This window comes from Chryseobacterium rhizosphaerae (genome assembly GCF_003385455.1).
GTDB lineage: Bacteria > Bacteroidota > Bacteroidia > Flavobacteriales > Weeksellaceae > Chryseobacterium > Chryseobacterium rhizosphaerae.
In genome coordinates, this window is the sequence record NZ_QNUF01000006.1 from 119,982 (window position 1) to 138,272 (window position 18,291).

The 18,291-nt window shown below is 36.2% G+C and carries 20 protein-coding genes; 3 read left to right on the plus strand and 17 right to left on the minus strand.

Features of this window, described 5'->3' with window-relative positions; translation table 11 throughout:
* Window positions 1-12 precede the first annotated feature (12 nt).
* From DRF57_RS07285 to panD, 8 genes are all read right to left on the minus strand, one after another.
* On the minus strand, window positions 13-1,524 hold the full coding sequence (locus DRF57_RS07285; protein WP_115917687.1) for a helix-hairpin-helix domain-containing protein: 1,512 nt from the start codon (window positions 1,522-1,524) through the stop codon (window positions 13-15).
* Window positions 1,525-1,530: 6 nt separating this feature from the next.
* Window positions 1,531-2,799 (minus strand): PP2C family serine/threonine-protein phosphatase, encoded by a 1,269-nt coding sequence (locus tag DRF57_RS07290; protein WP_052188589.1) that lies wholly within the window; start codon window positions 2,797-2,799, stop codon window positions 1,531-1,533.
* Between the two features lie 89 nt (window positions 2,800-2,888).
* Window positions 2,889-3,932 (minus strand): TerY-C metal binding domain-containing protein, encoded by a 1,044-nt coding sequence (locus DRF57_RS07295; RefSeq protein WP_084085330.1) that lies wholly within the window; start codon window positions 3,930-3,932, stop codon window positions 2,889-2,891.
* Window positions 3,933-3,950: 18 nt separating this feature from the next.
* A complete protein-coding gene (locus DRF57_RS07300) occupies window positions 3,951-4,589 on the minus strand; it encodes a vWA domain-containing protein (protein WP_047488132.1) in 639 nt (212 codons plus the stop codon).
* An 88-nt stretch (window positions 4,590-4,677) separates the two neighbouring features.
* Entirely contained in the window at window positions 4,678-5,352 is a 675-nt protein-coding gene (locus tag DRF57_RS07305; protein ID WP_047488130.1) for a TerD family protein, read from the minus strand.
* 26 nt (window positions 5,353-5,378) lie between these two features.
* Window positions 5,379-5,954, minus strand: a complete 576-nt coding sequence (locus DRF57_RS07310; RefSeq protein ID WP_047488127.1) for a TerD family protein — start codon at window positions 5,952-5,954, stop codon at window positions 5,379-5,381.
* A gap of 171 nt (window positions 5,955-6,125) precedes the next feature.
* Window positions 6,126-7,148 carry a lysylphosphatidylglycerol synthase transmembrane domain-containing protein gene (locus DRF57_RS07315; protein ID WP_115917689.1) on the minus strand — a complete coding sequence of 341 codons (1,023 nt, stop codon included), beginning with the start codon at window positions 7,146-7,148 and terminating at the stop codon, window positions 6,126-6,128.
* A 3-nt stretch (window positions 7,149-7,151) separates the two neighbouring features.
* Window positions 7,152-7,502, minus strand: a complete 351-nt coding sequence (gene panD, locus DRF57_RS07320; protein WP_029294648.1) for an aspartate 1-decarboxylase — start codon at window positions 7,500-7,502, stop codon at window positions 7,152-7,154.
* Between the two features lie 399 nt (window positions 7,503-7,901).
* Here panD and DRF57_RS07325 point away from each other — a divergent pair, with 399 nt between their 5' ends.
* Window positions 7,902-8,192, plus strand: coding sequence for an HU family DNA-binding protein (locus DRF57_RS07325; protein ID WP_084085334.1), 291 nt, complete (start codon window positions 7,902-7,904; stop codon window positions 8,190-8,192).
* Between the two features lie 236 nt (window positions 8,193-8,428).
* Here DRF57_RS07325 and pdxH read toward each other — a convergent pair whose 3' ends face one another.
* Window positions 8,429-9,070, minus strand: a complete 642-nt coding sequence (gene pdxH / locus DRF57_RS07330) for a pyridoxamine 5'-phosphate oxidase (protein ID WP_047488116.1) — start codon at window positions 9,068-9,070, stop codon at window positions 8,429-8,431.
* Window positions 9,071-9,094: 24 nt separating this feature from the next.
* Between pdxH and DRF57_RS07335 the strand changes: the two genes are divergently transcribed.
* Complete coding sequence (locus tag DRF57_RS07335) at window positions 9,095-9,643, plus strand: YqgE/AlgH family protein (protein WP_084085336.1); 549 nt, start codon at window positions 9,095-9,097, stop codon at window positions 9,641-9,643.
* 105 nt (window positions 9,644-9,748) lie between these two features.
* Window positions 9,749-10,330: an N-acetylmuramoyl-L-alanine amidase family protein gene (locus DRF57_RS07340; protein ID WP_084085338.1), complete on the plus strand. Its 582-nt coding sequence runs from the start codon at window positions 9,749-9,751 to the stop codon at window positions 10,328-10,330.
* A gap of 79 nt (window positions 10,331-10,409) precedes the next feature.
* Here the strand turns inward: DRF57_RS07340 and DRF57_RS07345 are convergent, their stop codons facing one another.
* The 8 genes from DRF57_RS07345 to DRF57_RS07380 all read right to left on the minus strand — a co-directional run bounded on the left by DRF57_RS07345 (window position 10,410) and on the right by DRF57_RS07380 (window position 18,243).
* A complete protein-coding gene (locus DRF57_RS07345) occupies window positions 10,410-11,222 on the minus strand; it encodes an aminotransferase class IV (protein WP_115917691.1) in 813 nt (270 codons plus the stop codon).
* A gap of 78 nt (window positions 11,223-11,300) precedes the next feature.
* A complete protein-coding gene (locus DRF57_RS07350; RefSeq protein WP_034696870.1) occupies window positions 11,301-11,687 on the minus strand; it encodes an START-like domain-containing protein in 387 nt (128 codons plus the stop codon).
* Between the two features lie 189 nt (window positions 11,688-11,876).
* Entirely contained in the window at window positions 11,877-13,052 is a 1,176-nt protein-coding gene (locus tag DRF57_RS07355; RefSeq protein WP_115917757.1) for an aspartate aminotransferase family protein, read from the minus strand.
* 133 nt (window positions 13,053-13,185) lie between these two features.
* Window positions 13,186-13,962: a hypothetical protein gene (locus tag DRF57_RS07360; protein WP_047488104.1), complete on the minus strand. Its 777-nt coding sequence runs from the start codon at window positions 13,960-13,962 to the stop codon at window positions 13,186-13,188.
* A 1-nt stretch (window position 13,963) separates the two neighbouring features.
* On the minus strand, window positions 13,964-14,791 hold the full coding sequence (locus DRF57_RS07365; RefSeq protein ID WP_047488102.1) for a hypothetical protein: 828 nt from the start codon (window positions 14,789-14,791) through the stop codon (window positions 13,964-13,966).
* A 1-nt stretch (window position 14,792) separates the two neighbouring features.
* Window positions 14,793-15,695, minus strand: coding sequence for a hypothetical protein (locus tag DRF57_RS07370; protein ID WP_123863298.1), 903 nt, complete (start codon window positions 15,693-15,695; stop codon window positions 14,793-14,795).
* Between the two features lie 328 nt (window positions 15,696-16,023).
* Entirely contained in the window at window positions 16,024-17,766 is a 1,743-nt protein-coding gene (locus tag DRF57_RS07375) for an OstA-like protein (protein ID WP_115917695.1), read from the minus strand.
* A 3-nt stretch (window positions 17,767-17,769) separates the two neighbouring features.
* The gene (locus tag DRF57_RS07380) at window positions 17,770-18,243 is read right to left on the minus strand and encodes a Fur family transcriptional regulator (protein ID WP_047386665.1); all 474 of its coding nucleotides are present in this window, start codon (window positions 18,241-18,243) and stop codon (window positions 17,770-17,772) included.
* Window positions 18,244-18,291: the final 48 nt, after the last annotated feature.

Genomic DNA, 18,291 nt, shown 5'->3' on the forward strand with positions numbered 1-18,291 from the left:
AACAAAGAAACACTACTGATTAGCCATCGTTACATAAATCAGCCGTCCCCCTTCATCAGCAGACAACAGTATTTTTTTACCATCCGTAAGTTCCACCATAGAACCAGGAGGAATTTCTTTCTGTTCTGTAATATCTTTCATACCGGGTAAACTTTGATTCACCAATACCCATTTCCCCTGATGAAAAGTAAAATATCCTACAGGCATTTTATCCTGCATGGTAAGGTTTTCATTTCGGATGACCTTTCTGGACACATGCCATTTGAATAAATACTGGTTATGATACACCATCAGCCTGTGATTTTCAGGCTTCCATACCTCATCATCAAACTTAAAATATAAATCTAAAACGGGCAGACTTCCCTGATGAGGTGTTCCACAAAAAGGACATCTGGGTGTACTTGTATTATCAAAGACATACCATTTTTCTGTACAGGCAGAATGATGACAAGGCTGTATTAAATCTACTGTTTTCAGTAAAGCCGTTTCCCATTCATTAGCTGTAGGACGCCTGATAGGATCGTGTAATCCATCTACAAATGCTTTTTTAAACAGATCGGAAAGATAAGGTCCAACAATGGTATAAGGTATATTTTTAGGATCTCCCCAGAAAGCATCCCATTTTCTCAGCTGATCGGTTTTCACATGATTGGTAGGGTCTTCAGGATGTTCCACAAACATTGCTTTCTCTCCCATGGATAGTATTTCGTCTTTTTCAGACTCCAGATCCCATATTTTTCCTCCACGCAGCGGGTGCCTTCTTAAAAGGTACATATAAATCAGAGCGGCAAGAGCATGAAGATCCGTCTTCTGATTGGGTAAATACCTATCCGGATCGGTAAGGTTCAAATGCTGCGTTTTTAAAACTTCAGGAGCAATAAAATCTGCTGTCCCGATAACTTCAGGGGGAAATAACTTAGGAACTACAAGACCATCAATATCAATAATACAGGCTGATTTTGTAACCGGATCCACCAAAATATTATTGTAAGAGAGATCGGAATGGGCCAACCCCATCTGATGCAGCTTTTTAACGCCCCGGCTGATATTGATAGCGATCTGAAAATAGCTCAGCCAATCTCCAAGTTCAGACTGATCAAGCCTTAGCGGATATTGATGATTCCGGAACATTGGTGCTGTAAACCATTTCCCTACTTTATCCTGACCCAGGATATTATCTGAACCCACATATCCTTTAGCAAAGAAGAATTTTTTATTATAAATCGGGACAATGATCCCCGTCAGTTTATTTTTTTCAACAATATCATATGGCCATCTGAATATTTCGTTCAGAAAGTATTCCGAAGCATTCCCGTTCTGTATATTTCCCAAATATGTAGAAACAATTCTCATGATCCTTTCTTTCTGTCCTTCATCCAGCGGACTTCGGTAAAAAGCTACCACATAGTCCTTATCAGGTGAGAAGTAAACATCTTTCACGCCACCCCGGATCGGGCTTTCATCAACATATTCATAAGTTTTGGCTGCATCTAAAACAGAAACGACCTTAATTGTTTTTTTCATACTTTATTAATAGATTATGGCCAAAGTTCGGTCATCATGGTTTCCTCTGCTCCAGAAATCCGCCCAGGTCAAAAGCTGCTTATCAATCTCTGCATCACTGAGAAAATCTACCTTTGCCCTGTCATCATTATTCCCACTCAGATCATTAAAGAATAATTTCCAGCTGTCAATATCTTCCAGCTTATTTTCTGTAACAAATTTAGGATCATAGATACCGTCTGTCATCAGGCTAAGGAAAGAAAAATCTTCCACACAGGTGATTCTAAAACGTGATGCCATCTGATCATTAAAAATTTCTTTCATCGTAATAAATCGGGTACCACCACTGAACTCTCCTACATCCATTGAATTCAGAAGCTGTACTTCTGAAAAATCTTTACTGATAAGGTTAATCGGGCAGTCTCCTACTCCAAAACTGAGAATTACATACCCAAATTCAAATTTTCTAGCCAGCGTAAAGATCAAGGTAGTATGCAGATCATTGATAGATAGACTATGCTCAGCCGCTGCTTTTTCTAAGGTATAATAAACCTCCGTGACACTTTCATATAAATATTTTACAATATTCTGCCCGGCTTCATCTTTTCTATCCCGGGGATATTCAGTATCATAGATTATCCTGACATTTTTTTCAATTTCACGGAGTATATCTGTTGCACTGAAAAACATATTCACCGAATTAACCGCTAATCTAGCCCCCTCCCTAGCGGCCTTTGCCGAGCCTGCTCCATCTGAAACAGAAACTATACTCCAGGAGGAAGAAAGCTCATTGACTGCAAAATCATCATCCCTGAATTTTCCTTCGTGGGCATGAGAACGGCCCCGTTTAGAAACCACAACAATTTTTTTGTCTAAAAAATTACCTTTATAGGAAGTCTCATCCTGTTTAGGAAACTCAGCATCCTGAGCACTTGGAATATTTTTCCACAAATCTTTGGGGTTAGCATTGACAAACAACTGTATGGGTTTTATCTCCATGCTGCCTTCATCATGGATATGAAAGAACTGGATATCTAAATGATACACATTACTCGTTACCGGAGTTCCTGACAGGGTATTGTTTTCGAAAACAAGTCCCGTTTCTTCAAGATTTCCTATACTTTTAATCTTTATATTCGGAAACATTGCCAGGTCAAAAATGAATTCATAAAACTGTTTTGAATTGGCATTTTTCAGGACCCAATGAGCCTCTTTAAATTCCTCTTTTTCTCGATCAATAACAGTTTTTTCCATGGTCTTTTTCTGAGTTCCAAAATAAATTTTAGGTATTTTCATGCGTGGTATATTCAGCAATTATTACTATAATTCTATCCCATATTTTCTAAGCCGGATAATGAATCATTTTTTTCAGCTCAGTCCTGCTGCTAGCCCAACGTCCTGTTAATATCAAAACCTTCACTGGAAAACCCATAATAATCCGATGTTCCACACCATGGGCATTTGTTATATCCTTCTCCCTGCAGACAGTGGATACCTCCACAGGAACAGGTTGCCAGCGCAATAGGATTAGCACAATGAGGACATGAAGTTCCGCCCTGTAATTCTTCTATGGAAATTTTCAGTATATTTTTCTGGGAAGAAGAAAGTCTGAAATACGCTTTTTCATCAATTTTATAGGCTCCATCCAATTTGTAATATCTCGTAGACATTCCGGGTATACCTGATGCAGCAAATGTTTTTTTAAACTTCATCAAATACAGCTTTTCTGTTTCTGAACACTTACCATTTAAAACCACAAAATTATTATCCGGGAACCGTTGTTCCATTTCCGGGTCTACCTTTTCTAAAATAACAGAATCTATCTTAGAAAGATTAATTCCTTCTTTTTTAGCCTCAGTAACACTCTGGCTGGTGGTTTTTATGGAATCTGTCACCCATTTGAAAAACTCTTTATAGGAATTTTCATCCGTATTGTTAAACAATAAGACATTATCTGCCAGGGAGCCCAGTAGTTTATAGTTTGTATTCTCACCTATAGAAACAGCAATGGTATTAGCTTTTCCTCCATATTTGGTATTCCACCTATCAATGGCTTTAGTAGCATCATCAGTGGGCACTCCATCGGTAAATAAAAAGACAATAGGCTTCCAGTCTCCTTTCCTGTCATACGTTGTTTTCACAATATCACGGTCTATACAATCCATGATTTTAATAAGACCCTGGGATAAGGATGTCCCGCTTCCGATGGGAATTTTTGGAGGGTAAAAGCTGATGATATCCTGGAGAGGGACAATAACCTCCGCCTCACCGGCAAAACCTACCACAGAAATATAAACGGTTTCCAGTGAATAGGGATCTTTTTTCAATTCTCTTACAATATTGGCGATACCTTCCTGTACCTGCTCAATAGGTTCTCCTACCATAGATTCGGAGATGTCTACTAAAAAATAAATAGGTAGTCTTCTCATGGTTGTAAAGACAGTTTTTTAAATAATAATATTAAGTTCAGATGGTGGCGGGGGAAGTGTTATGTTTTCTCCTGTACTTTGGGAGTGCCCACCCTGTGTAATGGAAGAACTTACCCATTTGAAAAAAGAGGAAAGTGTAATGGCATCTGTAGCATCCAGCTTTACCACATGATCAGTAAGTTCTTTAAGATACTGCTCGTCCGCTTTTGGACCTGCTGCACAGCCTACAATAGCTCCAAATTCAAGCCCTTTGATCACCGGGATCATCTGCCTGTATTTCTGAATATCTGAGGGTTTTCCATCTGTAAATAGGAAGAGTAAAGGCTGCCAGTCTCCTTTCACTTCAGAAGTTGCTTTTACCAGATCTTTCTGAACGAGCTCCGAAACCATTTCCAAAGCAGCTCCTGTATGGGTGGGTCCACTATCCGGGCAGGTAATTTCCATAGGATAGAAACTCGCAAGATCCACCAGGGGAACATTATTTTTAACTTCTCTGTCAAAAGTAATGACACTGAGATGAAGGCTCTCCATCGCCTGCGGATCTGCACGAAGCATACTGATAAGCCCATTGAATCCGTTATTCAGGGCCTGAATGGGCTCTCCGTTCATAGAACCTGAGGTATCCAATAAAAAATAGGCTAATAATCTTCTGGTCATTATAAGACAAGTATTAATTGGGAAGCCGGCGGAGGAAGTCGAAGACTTCCAAGCCGGCATTCATTTTTATGGTTAATAGAAATAAAGTTTAGTTTGGGTAAGCGTACTGCTGTCTCAGAATATCAATAAAGTTATCTGTCTGGTGCGGCTCTCCCACTGCCCGGAATTTCCAGTCGCCGTTATGGCGGTATGCTTCGGCAAAAACCATTGCACACATTCCGTTCATGCTTGAATCTCCGGATAAACTATATTTTGTAATCTCTTTTCCTGAAGCATCTACTGCACGAATAAATGCATTGTCGATCATTCCGAAATGCTGATTATTGCTTCTTCCCTGATAAATGGTAACTACAAAAACAATTTTCTGATAACTTTGATCCAGCTGATCCAGTTTAACAATGATCTGCTCATCATCCCCATCTCCGGCGCCTGTTCTGTTGTCTCCGGTCAGCCATACATTCCCACTTGGATGCTGCATAGAATTAAAGAAGACCACATCACCCTGATAAAGCCCCATCTGTCTTCCGTCATTGGTTTGGACAGTTCTTCCAAGATTGGCTACTTTTCCGTTTCCGTCTAAAAGGAACGCTACTGCATCAAGATCATATTCAGCTTCTTTATTAAATAATTTTCCAAAGAAACCTCCTTGTTTTCTTACATCCCATCCTAAACCGATCGTAACTTTCGAAAGGTCATAAATACTTTCTCCACGGTCATTTTTTCTTAAATCAATCGTCTGACCTTTCTGTAAATTAATTGCCATAGTTATCGTTTTGTGTGTTTGATAATTTATTTAATGATTTGTCCTTTATAATATTTTTCCAGGAAGAATCCTAAATCTGCTCTGTAGCCTATTCCGGAAGCTTCAAACTTCCAGCTTCCATTTCTTTTATACAGTCTTCCAAACTCAACTCCCGTTTCAATAGAAAAATCTTCATCCAGTTCATATTTTGCAATTTCCTGGCTGTTATTATTATCCACTACTCTGATATATGAATTTCTTACCTGTCCGAAATTCTGTCTTCTTCTTTCAAAATCCTCTATTGTTACTACAAAAAGGATTTCTTCCACTCTTGCATCTACCTTTTCAAGATCTATAACAATGGCTTCATCATCATCTCCGTCGCTATTTTTACCGTTTGGATCATCACCGGTATGCGTTAATGCACCATCCGGAGACTGTAGATTATTATAAAAAACAAAATATTCTTCGCTTACTAATTTTCTGTCGGAATCAATCATGATGGCAGAAGCATCCAGGTCGAAGTCATAGCCTGTTCCTTCATTCGGGTCCCAGCCTAATCCTATTGTCATTTTGGTCAGCCCCAGTTCAATCTTTTGTCCTTTCTGTAAATTAATTGCCATAATGTACTATGTTATAAATTATTTTTGCCTTAAGTTAAATTTGATTTATGAACTGACCAAATTTATTTATAAAAAATAATCCGGACACTACACCTTTGTGTAGTAGAATTCCACAAAAAAAGTCCAATTTTTCAATTGAACTTTATAAGGTATATTATGTGAAATTTATTCTTAAAAATTTTTATCCGAAACCGCAGCATTTCTTGCTTTTGCCAACATCGGAATAGAAATCAGTCCCATTACCAGCATAATGACAATCTGAAGCGGCAGGGAAATAAATGAATAGGTAAGTCCCATTTCACCTCCCAGATCAGCACTTTTCCCTATGGAAATAAAGAGTGCCATAAATCCGTATTTCATCGCCAGGTTATACGCCCCGATTCCTCCGCTTGCGGGAATGATCATTCCTAATGTTCCTACAACAATAATAAAAAAACCATCTGCCATTGTAAATCCTGAAGTTTCAGGAAGTGCAAAACATACCAGGTATGCCGCAAAATAATAGGAGATCCAAATCCCTAAAGTATACAGGATAAACTTTCCTTTCTCTTTTAATTTAAAAATAGTGGTTAGGCCCTGAAAAATCCCGTCTATAAAATTGACTATTTTCCCTAAAAAAGGAACGCCTGCAAGTTTCTTTTTAAATACAAAAAACAGAACTGTTCCTCCTGCCAATATCAGAAGAACAAGTAAAATTTTATTAGGATTGATATTCACTCCCGAATTTTCGTAGAAAGAAAGAATAGCATCATATTTAAAGAGCAAAGTCAGTCCAAGAAAACCAAGCATACATATAAGGTCTACGACCCTTTCCAGAATGATGGTCCCGAAAGATTTATCTACCGGTACTTTTTCCACTCCGTATAAAGCTGTTGCTCTTGCCAGTTCCCCACTTCTGGGAATCGTAAGATTCATAAGATATCCAAATGATATAGACCAAAGTGCATTAGAGTTGGAAATCCTGTGCCCCATAGGTTCCAGCATCAGATTCCAGCGAATTGCTCTGAACCAGTAAGCAAGAAGCCCAAAAACAGAAGCAAATAATACCCAAAGGTAATTTGCCTTAGCTAACGATTTTTGAATCACTTTAAAATCAAGCCCTTTTAAGGCAAGCCATAAAAAAAAGCCTGCAAAAGCAAGCGATATTACTATTGTAAGTATTGATTTTAAAGGATTTTTTGATGTTTTCTCCATGAATTAGGTAAGAAGATTTGTTTTTTCATCCGGGAAAACTATTTTCGGCTGGAAATCTTTCGCTTCTTCAGGAGTCATTTGCGCATAAGCAATGATAATGATAATATCATCCCTCTGTACTTTTCTGGCTGCCGGGCCATTAAGGCATACTTCTCCAGACTTTCTTTTCCCTTTGATAACGTAGGTATCGAAACGCTCCCCATTATTCACATTAACAATATAGACCCTTTCTCCCACCACCAAACCGGCAGCTTCAATAAGATCTTCATCTATTGTGATACTTCCTATATAATTAAGGTCTGAGGCCGTAACTCTCACCCTATGAATCTTGGACTTAAAAACTTCTATTAACATGTTGCAAATTTATTAATAAAAATTAATAAAACAGGTGTGTCTTATCATTTTAAAACTCCCACAAACACAGCTATTTATTTTTACAAAATATAAAAATTTTGAATTTTAATTACAGAATTAACAAACATATGCTCAAAAACATTAAAAGTTTACACACAATTTAGGATTTAATAAATACAGGAAATAATATTAATTTTTTGCTAAAGTCAATACACATAAGCATTTGGCATGATTTTAGTAGCCCGTAACGTAGATTTTTCGTGGAAACCCGAATTATCATATTTTAACCATTTTCACGTAAAAGTAAAAAAATTGCGCAAGTTTTAATAAAAAAATTGCACAATTAGAAAATAGTATTATATTTGCTATAATTACGAACTAACTTTAATATTAAAAATTATGAACAAGTCTGAATTAATCGACGCAATCGCAAAAGATGCAGGGATCACTAAAGTTGCAGCTAAAGCTGCTTTAGAATCTTTCATTTCTAATGTAACTACTACTTTAAAGAAAAAAGATGGAAAAGTTTCTTTAGTAGGATTTGGTACTTTCTCAGTAGCTGAGAGAGCTGCTAGACAAGGTATTAACCCTGCAACTAAAAAACCAATTAAAATTGCTGCTAAAAAAGTTGCTAAATTTAAAGCTGGAGCTGATTTATCAAATGCAGTTTCTGGTGTTAAGAAAAAATAATCATTCAGATTACAAAAATTCAAGGGCTGTTTCTTAGAAACAGCCTTTTTTTATGGTCTAAATCCCCACATTTCCTATCTCCTATTCCGGCAGAATAAACTTTGAATATCTATAATCCATGATTACCTTGACTAATCAGAAATAGACTTAAAGCAGTGTTATGTAAAAGGCTGAGAATAATAAAATAAGCGTTGAATAATTTTCAACGCTTGTATTTTAAATTTCTGTCTAAAAAACTATGGTGCCAGTCTGGAAATCTTCCAATCCAGGTCTTCAAGTTGATAAATGATTCTATCGTGAAGGCGGTTTGGTCTTCCCTGCCAGAATTCGATTTCGTATGGTTTTGCTATATACCCTCCCCAATTATCAGGTCTTGGAACTTCAGTATTTTCATATTCTTTTTCCAGATCTTTCAGCTTTTCTTCCAAAAATTCCCGGTTAGGAATAACCTGGCTCTGAGGAGAAACAGCTGCTCCCAGCTGGCTGCCTTTCGGTCTTGAGTGAAAATAACCATCACTGAGATTTTCAGCTATTTTTTCCAGATTAGCTTTAATAATAATCTGTCTTTCAAGATTCGGCCAAAAGAAATGAAGACAGGCTTTATGAGTATGTGCTATTGCTTTTCCTTTTCTGCTGTCGTAGTTTGTATAAAAAATGAATCCTTCATGGGTATAAGCTTTAAGCAATACCATTCTGGTTCTTGGACACCCATCTTCTTCTAGTGTAGAAACCGCCATAGCATTGGCTTCAGAGATCATTTCGCTCTCATTGGCCTCCAAAAACCAGTCTCTGAACTGCTCAACAGGATTTTGTTTTATCTCACTTTCAATAAGTTGGGATTTATCATACACTTTTCTTTTGTCATGCAGGTTTTCCATAAATATTTTTTATTAAATTTGAGTATGAATCACTCATACAAAGGTAAAATATTAATCTCGACCCCTGACATTTCCGGCGATATTTTTTCAAGATCGGTAGTGCTGGTTATTGAACATAATGAAAGTGGAGCATTTGGTTTGATATTAAATAAAAAGAACAGCCAGATGAGTACTAAATTCAAAGATTTCTTTGATTTCAAAATTGAAGTTTATGACGGCGGACCTGTAGAAAATGATAAAGTTTTTTTTATTGTAAAGGGGAAGAAAGTAACAGAAATTTTCACTGATATCACAGATGAATTCTATCTTACGGAAGACATTGAGCGGATTATCAATGCTGTGTTGAACAATGAGCTTGACATTCAGGACATCAAGATCTTTTCCGGATATTCCGGATGGTCTCCCAATCAGCTGGACACAGAGGTTCAAAGAAAAGTGTGGACCGTAGTGGATGTATATAATCTGGACTATACTCTTCCTAATGATCAGACACTCTGGAAATCTATTATGCAGAATCTTGGTGGAGAATTTTTACTTTGGGCTAATTCCCCTGAAGACATTTCATTGAATTAATAACCGATCCATCTATAGTTTGAATATAATTAACAAATTTTAAGATTATGTTAACTAATTTTTAAAAAAGTTTTTCCGTTATTTGAAAAACCAAAATCAATAAAAATGAAAGGTATAAGATTACTTGCTTTATCCATCTTTTGTATAGCATTTTTATCATTTACCCCTATTAACAAGAAATACATAATCATAGACGCCGGTCATGGTGGAAATGATCTTGGTTCAGTATATGGGCATTTTTCTGAGAAAGATATTTCATTGAATATTGCTAAAGAAATTCAAAAGATTAATGAAGGTCAAAACAAATATGAAATCGTTTTAACACGAAACGATGACAGCTATCCCAGTCTTTCTGAAAGAACAACCCAGATTAACAGTTTAAATCCTGAAATGGTCATCTCCCTTCATGTTAACAGATCTCCTCAAGAAGAAACGGTACAGCAGGGAACTGAAATCTATGTTCAAGACACGGAAAATTCTAAAAAGCTGGCTGAAAAAATTTCTAAAAAATTTGATGCACGCAAAATTGAAGGGCGTAACCTTCATATGCTGAGAGAAACCAAAGCTCCCACTGTATTGGTAGAACTTGGATTTATCAATAATTCCAAAGACCGGGAATATATAACCAGTGAAAAGGGGCAAAAAGAAATCGCACAAAAATTCGTTGACGTTTTTGACGAATATTAAGAATAAGAAACAATTTCTGATTTACTCAGAATAAAACCCGGTAAAGGACTTTGTTGTTGTTTACCGGGTTTGTCAATTTTTATTGAAAACTGTTTTTCCAGCTTTCCACCAGCTCCGTAAAACGGGTGTTTTCAAAAGTTTTATTTCTTATTTTACCTACAGAGAATATACCTTTTTCATCCGAAATCATTAAAATCTCTTCAGCTTTCTGGGATTCAAATGCTATGATTTCATGTTCCTGAATATCGGCAAGATTATTTTTATGCAGATGCGTCACAAAATTTTCCATTAATGGAGAGATGTAAGCCCCTTCCGACTGTTTTGGAACTTTAATAACATTGCCTTCCAAAAATAAAAGGTTTCCTGAAGTAGCACGTGCAATTCTTTTATTGGGATTCAAAAGAATCACATCATCCAGGTCATTTTCCTGTGCATAAATCCCACCGTAAATATTTTCCGGGCAATGAACCCTGATATTGCTTAACAGGTTGTTATTAACGTTAATTTCCTTAATCAGATCCATCTCTAAAGGTCTTCCATGAACAGCCAAAACATCATCCATTTCCACAACTTCATAAAAATAGGAAACTGAAGATTTTGCCAGCGTTACCCCATCAGTGTTTCTGAAAACCTGAAAATTGATAATCCCGTTCTGAATTCCTTTTCCATCAATAATATCTTGTTGAAAAATATTCTGAAAAAATTCCAACGTATACGTAAGAGGAATATTCATTCTCATCTTTCGCATGGAAGCCATCAGAAAGAAGTAGCACTCTTCATCCATGATCAACCCTCCATTCTTTACGAAGAAAGAAACTTTCACAGTATCGCCCCAAAGAAAGGCTCTATTCTTTACATTTAATGTATCTGAAGTAAAATATTGATTTTCCAATTTTTGCTGTGATTTATTTATAAAAAAATAATGAACGATAAATCGTTCATCAGTTTTATCATTTCATATCGTCCGACATTATGCCGCACCTAACTTTATCCTAAGATTTTCAATAAGGTTTTCCCAATACATTGCGTTTTCTTCTTCATCTCCTTCTTCACAGAAATCTGTAATATTAAGAGCTAAATCTTCTGTAATATCATCTATTGTGATAGTCATTTCAAAGAAATTTTTAGTTCCTTCATCCTCTTCCCATCTGAAACGTACGAAACCTTCAGGCTTATATCTGATTAAAGTAGCTTTTTCTGCAGGTCCTCCTCCCCAGCTAAAAAAGAAATCATCGCCTTTCTCTGTCACCTCATCCGCAAACCATTCAGACAACCCCTCTGCAGTCGCCAGATATTCATATAAAATCTCTGATAAACAGTGCATTGGAAATTCGTAATGGACTTTATGTTTCGCCATATAATCTTTGTTTTTATCGTTCCGCAATATATAAATTAATTTTTTTATTACACAAAAAAGCAATTACTTTTTTAAAGAATCTGTATGATATTTATCAGAGGGATTAAATCTACATTATGTTAAATACCAGCAATTAAAGTTACCATGCAAAGCATAAAAAAATCCCTCCGATTTGGAGAGATTTAATCTTTAATTTTCATTCAGTATATCAAGTATAATCTGACAACCTTGCCTAATTTCATCCATGGAGAGAGTTAATGGTGGAGAAATTCTGAGATATTCATTTCTGTACAGCTGCCAGAAAACAATAAGTCCTTTTTCCATACATTTTTTGGCAACCTCCAGTGTATATTCCGGGGTACCAAGGTTTACAGCCAGCATCAGGCCTTTACCATTGATATTTTTAATTTTTGGATGTACCAGCAGTTCTCTGAATAATTTTTCCTTTTCTGCCACCTCATTCATCAGGCCACTTTCCAGCACTTCTTTTAAAGTAGCATAGCTTGCTGCCGCAATCAGTGGATTTCCTCCAAAGGTAGTAATATGCCCCAGCTTTGGAGAATGGGATAATGTTTCCATAATTTCTCTGGAACTCATAAAAGCTCCTACAGGAACTCCTCCACCCATTCCTTTTCCCATCACCAGGATGTCAGGGACAATTCCAAAATGCTCAAAAGAAAATAGTTTTCCCGTTCTTCCAAAACCAGGTTGGATTTCATCAAGAATCAACAGTGCTCCCACATCTTCACATCTTTTTTTCAGTTTGATCAGATAATCATCATTGGGAACTAAAAACCCCGCTGCCCCCTGAATGGTTTCTAAAATAACACAGGCTGTTTTGTCTGTAATTTTTTCAAGATCTTCTTCATTATTGAACTCAATAAAAGAGATCATAGGCAACAAGGGACGAAATTCTCTTTTATGGTTTTCATTTCCTGAAACACTTAATGCTCCATGTGTATTACCATGATAAGAATTTTTGAAAGAAATGATTTCTTCTCTTCCCGTATATCTTTTTGCTAATTTTAAACTTCCGTCAATAGCTTCTGCACCACTATTTACCAAATAAGTAACTTCTAACGGCTCCGGTGTAGCTTTTGCAAGCAATTGACATAAAGCGACAGGTTTCTCCTGAGCATATTCACCATAAACCATTACATGAAGATATTTATCTGCCTGCTCTTTGATAGCATTGACAATTTTAGGATGTGAGTGTCCCAATGTATTGGCAGAAACTCCGGCTACAAAATCCAGATACTTTTTACCGTCAGTTCCATAAATATAGTTTCCAACAGCTTTTTCAACCTCAAAACCTGCAGCAAATTTTGTTGTCTGCGCCTGATATATAAAAAAGTCTTTGTGCATTTCCATCGTCTCAAAAAATTTCAGCAAAGCTATAAAAGATTCGTCAAATGCCGAAATTATTGATTGGGAATAAAAAGATCACCCTTAGTAAATTAAGGGTGATCTTTAATTGAAATATTAAGATTTGTTTGATCTACAATACTTTTTCTACCGTTACATAACTGTTATTAGTCACATTATACGTGGTAGTTCCACTTACCTCTGAGATGGATTCCAAAGTAATATATTGTCCCTGAACAGCATATACGGAAAAATCTAAATTGATTTTACGGTTAGTACCATCAAAATTGACTGTTTCTTCCAACAATTGGAACCTCTTCACATCATTCACATATAAACTGGCTCCTAACCTGTTGCTAAAAGAACCTGCAGCACCTGTAAAATTCAGGTTTACATTAATCCTGTATAATCCTGTCTGCCGAACATACAATCTGTTAAGATCAGCACCTGTTGTAGGTACATTTGTTTTAAGCTTTAATGGATCTGCAAGGAAATTAGGTTTATCAATAAGGGAGTTTATAGGCAACAAAGCAGTACCTGTAGTTGTTGAAACAGCATTCAGCTGAAACCTTGAGATATTATCAGATTCTATTTCAAAAGCTTTACTCCACACCAGCCCGTCAAAAACCATTACCTCGCCTGTACTTTTGACAAACAAAAGCAGTCCCCGCAACACCTCTATTCTTGACCCCGGAGCATTTACTCCTGTATAAGGAAGATCTACCTCTGCATTTACTGCAGGAAGTCCAAAACCTTTTACTCCTGCTGCTTCATTCGTATTGGTAATATACATCATTACCTGATCGTTTCCATTGGCATTTGAATCAGGGTTAGGAATATTTGTAAAATTCACCTGTGCGCTGTAGATATTCATGATGAATAAAGACAGTCCGAATATATATTTTTTCATCTTAAAAAGCTTTAATTAAACGTGCTGCAATATAAGAACTGATCGAATTGGAATCTGTACCATAGGCAGACAGTGCCCCTCCGGAAATAGAAGTTGAGCTGATAGACGGAACGACCCTAAGCTCTGCTCCTGCTGGTAAGAAAATAGTATGTGAGAAACTTGATGTTTTGTTTCCTTGGGTATCTACGATAAAAACAATAGAATAGTTGGTCTTTGAAACCACTGTTTCCCAATCTGATGAAGCAGTATATTTTACTTGTAATGTCAACTTAAACTCAGTAACTCCTATTTGTGCTCCAAAACTTCCACCCGTAAAGCCTAAAGAAACCCCCACATCATATATCCCATTTTGTTTAACACTTACGTTACCTGTACTTTTCAAGCCTAAATTATCCACAAGAACCTGGCTTTTGTCATCCGGAGCCAAATAGGTAGGAGTGGTGCCCGCAAAACAGAATCCTATTCCAAATGAGATACAGGGAATAGTAATACCTGAGGATAGCCCCAACCTCGACCCTTTTGGCTGATAAATTCCCTGAATTTGTCTGGCAGGATTCCAGGCATAACCATCATATTTATAATACTGATCATCAGCTTTATTGTAGATAAGGCCACCAACAAGATTAGGATAATCGTTAAACTGATCCGGTGACGCATTATTATATTTGGGAAATCCGGTATAAGTATTGGAAAAAGGTAAAATTACTCCCTTCGTTCCATCCTGAACTTTGACTATATTTTTAGTGCTTACAAAGTTACCTCCTATAGCAACCTGTGCATTTACACAGTATTGAGCTACGACCATTAGAATAAGTATAATTTTTTTCATCTTATTGCATATTTATTTTTTCAACAATAACCTCCGATATTGCATTTCCAATCTTGGTCATTGCAAAACTCATATTATTTCCTCCTAAGGCTCCTGAACATATACCAGTTCCAATATTTTGGGACCCTGCAAGTGATAACCTCAATTTATCACCGGGGTTAAAAACACCTACATACGTAAAGGCTAAGGATTGACCTACATCAATAGAACCAGGTAGCAAGCTGGCTACAGATAATGCTCCTGAAGTAGAGGTACTGGTTGTATTATTAATAGGACGCCAGGTAGCATCAGCAGTTGTACTCAATTCCAAATTCAATGATGATTTTAAATTAATAGTAACTCCCACACATAAAGGAGTGCTTATATCAATAGCTCCGCTTTTAAAAGATATCTTGTAAAGGCCTTTAGTATTAATATTGATCACATTACTAGTTGCAGCTGCTAATGCTACATCCGCAGAGATTTCATTAAAACTAGGGGCTGTAGTCGTAAAGTTAATATTAGTTGCCGTACATGTTTTTACTGTAAATCCGCATGCCAGTCCACATGTTCCGCAACTGGTCGTCACGTTACCCGATCTGATAAAACGTGCCATCTTATTGTTCTTCATAGTAGTAACAATCGGATCTGAGATCTTCCAGCTTGTACCGTCATTCTGAACAATACTTCCTGTTTCTCTGTTGAATATTACAGAGCCCTGAGTTCCATCTCCGGTAGTACCTGTTAATGAAGTAGGAAGAACTGCCGCGGTATTTGCTCTTGGCATTCGGGCCGCAAAATTATCCTGCTTCACATGCAGCTGTGTTCTCGTATCTGGATCAAAAGTGAGGGCTTTTGAAATCCCAACCTGTGCACTCATCCCAAATGAGATAAGAGAGAACATGATAATAGATTTTAATTTCATTTTGTAATTTTTTACTTGATTTGACATATTAAAATTAATAAATATTATAATACCAAATATTACAATTTTATTAAAAAATCAAAAAAAAGTATTTACATCAAAAAAAAATAAAAGAAATGTGAATTTTTAAAGAGCATAATCTAAATTAGATCTTATATATCAGCAGTTTACAATTTAATAATTCACCATTAAATTTTCCCTATAAATCAGAAAAACATATAATACATGTCACTAATAAGTGATTTAAAATGGAAATTATATAAATATATTTAACAATAAAATTCAAAAAAATATCCGCTTCACAAATTGTGAAACGGATATTGATATTTTATTTTCTGACTCTTTTCGGTTTCTTTGCCTCTTCTTTAGCCTTTTCTTTTTCTATAGCATTTTGAGCTTCCTCATAGAGCTCATTATCTCCGGTATATTTTATTTCTTCATTATTAGGAGTATCTACAAGAATATCCTGCCATTTCCTGATCCTATCTTTAGTATTCCAGTTAAAGTCAGGGAACTTCTTTTTTGCCGGTTCTATTTTACTCATAGAATAAGTATCTGATGTAGCTCCAATACTGCAGGAAATAATTTGCAGTCCTTTTTCTTCAAACAAAGCCCCAATAATACCGCAGGCAGAAAGTGTGATTCCTATTCTTTCCGGTTTTTTAGTCTCCTGGTCAGTATCATCTACATAAGCAATAGACTGTGCATTTCCTACCACTCTTGCTTCTTTAATGTCATTATTTTCATAATAAACGGTCATGAACTTTCCTTTCACCTGGTTGAATTCATCTTTTAGATTTAATGAATCTACCTTACTGATAGCAAGAGCATTTCCAATGACTTTCAATGAATCTATATTTTCATTTTTGGTGTTAAAATATGCTTCTACCTTATCACCTGTCACCTGTTTTTCTCCACTCCAAAGAATAGGTTTTGTGTACATATGCATTACTCCGTCTGTTTCATTGAAAGCAATAGAGTCTGCTCTACCCTGGGCATTTGATTTGTAAATACGGGCCTTTTTATAGGCTCGTAAAAAGCTTTTCTTTACTTTGATATCTAAAGAATCCGGTCTTTGGTAAGAAAGGATTTTTTCGGCAGCAAAATAAATTGAATCTTTTTCCATTACTTTTACAGCGTAAGGGCTTTTGGTCATCATGGCAGAATCTTTTTTCTCAAAAATTTCACCATAACCACCTTTGATGTACCTTTTTTCTTTAGGATCATCAAGCATTACATTTCCTGTTGCCTTACCAAAACCGGTGATCTGATTGAAATACATATCGTCTCCGGTAAGGATTTTGTCATTGTAAAAGATCTTGGAATTTTTATTCAGGAAAGCTTCTTTAGTTTCCATCCTATAGGTACCTCTTTCCGTATATATCCTGTTTTTAGGATTAGCTCTGTTTGTAATCGTAGTAGGACCAAAAAACTCAGCCACTTTCGTGTTCTGATTCTGCTTGATGTTGACACCTTCGATAATATATTGTGCATTGTCTATTTTAACATTACCCACAAAATCTATCATTTTGGTGTTTAGAAAATAGGTCGCAGACTTTGTATACATGACATTACCCTGACTGTCATTAATGGTCCCTCCGGTATTAAAATAAGCCTGGTTGGAAAGCCTGTCATAATAAAGAATATCTGTTTTTATGGTCTGCTTGGGGTCTGTAAGGACAACATTTTTTCGGGCAACACCTTTCTGGGTATTACCATCATATTCCATTTCCCCCGCCGTAATTACTGATCCGTCAGTATTTTGAAGCCTTGTATTGCCTATTGCTTTTACAAAATTCTCTTCATTATACAGCACCACTTCGTCTGCTGTAAGTATGGATCCCTGATGTTCAATCTGAACATTCCCGGTAAAGTATTGATTACCCTCGTATTTTGCAGGATCTTTTATAATTTTATCCGCATGGATAATTTTTATTTTATCTTCAGGTCTCTGCGGTTGTGGTTTTGCCGTTGAAGGATTCTGTAGATACGGATCTCTTTTCACAGGAATTTTGTCCTGCGCAAAGCCAAGCGTAGAAATACAGAGTAACAGAAAAAAGATTATTCTCATTAATTAGTCATTCTTAGTGCCATAGAAATACAGCGAATGAGAATCAATTCTTACGCCAAATGCTTCTTCAATGGCTTCTTTGATTCCTTGAATTCGTGGGTCACAGAATTCGATAATCTCTTCAATCTCTTTATCAGAGTCTTTTTTATAGATCACAAGGTGATCATGCTGCTTGTCAAAATAAGACTTCTCATAAGACGAAGAGGTTAACGTTTTTTCTCCAAACTGATGCTTACGAATAAGACCTGCATCAAGGAAAATTTCAATAGTATTGTAAATGGTCGCTTTGGAAACATGATACTTTTTTTGCATCATCAGAAGATACAGATCATCAACGTTAAAGTGATGATCCATATTATAAATCTCTTCCAATATCGTATATCTCTCAGGTGTGTTTCTAAACCCTTTTTCTAATAAGTAGTTTCTCAAAACATCCTTGATCAAAGCTATATTCTTTTCTTTTTGTACTGTATCCATTAAAAAAATTATCTACAAATTTATCGATTTTTATTTAAATAGATAGTA

Bases quoted from the DNA above. Each gene is read 5' to 3' on its own strand.
- DRF57_RS07360 (WP_047488104.1), bottom strand. From the start codon at position 13,962: ATGAAAAAATATATATTCGGACTGTCTTTATTCATCATGAATATCTAC.
- DRF57_RS07300 (WP_047488132.1), bottom strand. From the start codon at position 4,589: ATGACCAGAAGATTATTAGCCTATTTTTTATTGGATACCTCAGGTTCT.
- DRF57_RS07325 (WP_084085334.1), top strand. From the start codon at position 7,902: ATGAACAAGTCTGAATTAATCGACGCAATCGCAAAAGATGCAGGGATC.
- DRF57_RS07365 (WP_047488102.1), bottom strand. From the start codon at position 14,791: ATGAAAAAAATTATACTTATTCTAATGGTCGTAGCTCAATACTGTGTA.
- DRF57_RS07375 (WP_115917695.1), bottom strand. From the start codon at position 17,766: ATGAGAATAATCTTTTTTCTGTTACTCTGTATTTCTACGCTTGGCTTT.
- panD (WP_029294648.1), bottom strand. From the start codon at position 7,502: ATGTTAATAGAAGTTTTTAAGTCCAAGATTCATAGGGTGAGAGTTACG.
- pdxH (WP_047488116.1), bottom strand. From the start codon at position 9,070: ATGGAAAACCTGCATGACAAAAGAAAAGTGTATGATAAATCCCAACTT.
- DRF57_RS07315 (WP_115917689.1), bottom strand. From the start codon at position 7,148: ATGGAGAAAACATCAAAAAATCCTTTAAAATCAATACTTACAATAGTA.
- DRF57_RS07380 (WP_047386665.1), bottom strand. From the start codon at position 18,243: ATGGATACAGTACAAAAAGAAAAGAATATAGCTTTGATCAAGGATGTT.
- DRF57_RS07285 (WP_115917687.1), bottom strand. From the start codon at position 1,524: ATGAAAAAAACAATTAAGGTCGTTTCTGTTTTAGATGCAGCCAAAACT.
- DRF57_RS07310 (WP_047488127.1), bottom strand. From the start codon at position 5,954: ATGGCAATTAATTTACAGAAAGGACAAAAGATTGAACTGGGGCTGACC.
- DRF57_RS07370 (WP_123863298.1), bottom strand. From the start codon at position 15,695: ATGAAATTAAAATCTATTATCATGTTCTCTCTTATCTCATTTGGGATG.
- DRF57_RS07350 (WP_034696870.1), bottom strand. From the start codon at position 11,687: ATGGCGAAACATAAAGTCCATTACGAATTTCCAATGCACTGTTTATCA.
- DRF57_RS07340 (WP_084085338.1), top strand. From the start codon at position 9,749: ATGAAAGGTATAAGATTACTTGCTTTATCCATCTTTTGTATAGCATTT.
- DRF57_RS07355 (WP_115917757.1), bottom strand. From the start codon at position 13,052: ATGCACAAAGACTTTTTTATATATCAGGCGCAGACAACAAAATTTGCT.
- DRF57_RS07295 (WP_084085330.1), bottom strand. From the start codon at position 3,932: ATGAGAAGACTACCTATTTATTTTTTAGTAGACATCTCCGAATCTATG.
- DRF57_RS07335 (WP_084085336.1), top strand. From the start codon at position 9,095: ATGAATCACTCATACAAAGGTAAAATATTAATCTCGACCCCTGACATT.
- DRF57_RS07305 (WP_047488130.1), bottom strand. From the start codon at position 5,352: ATGGCAATTAATTTACAGAAAGGTCAGACGATTGATTTAAGAAAAAAT.
- DRF57_RS07290 (WP_052188589.1), bottom strand. From the start codon at position 2,799: ATGAAAATACCTAAAATTTATTTTGGAACTCAGAAAAAGACCATGGAA.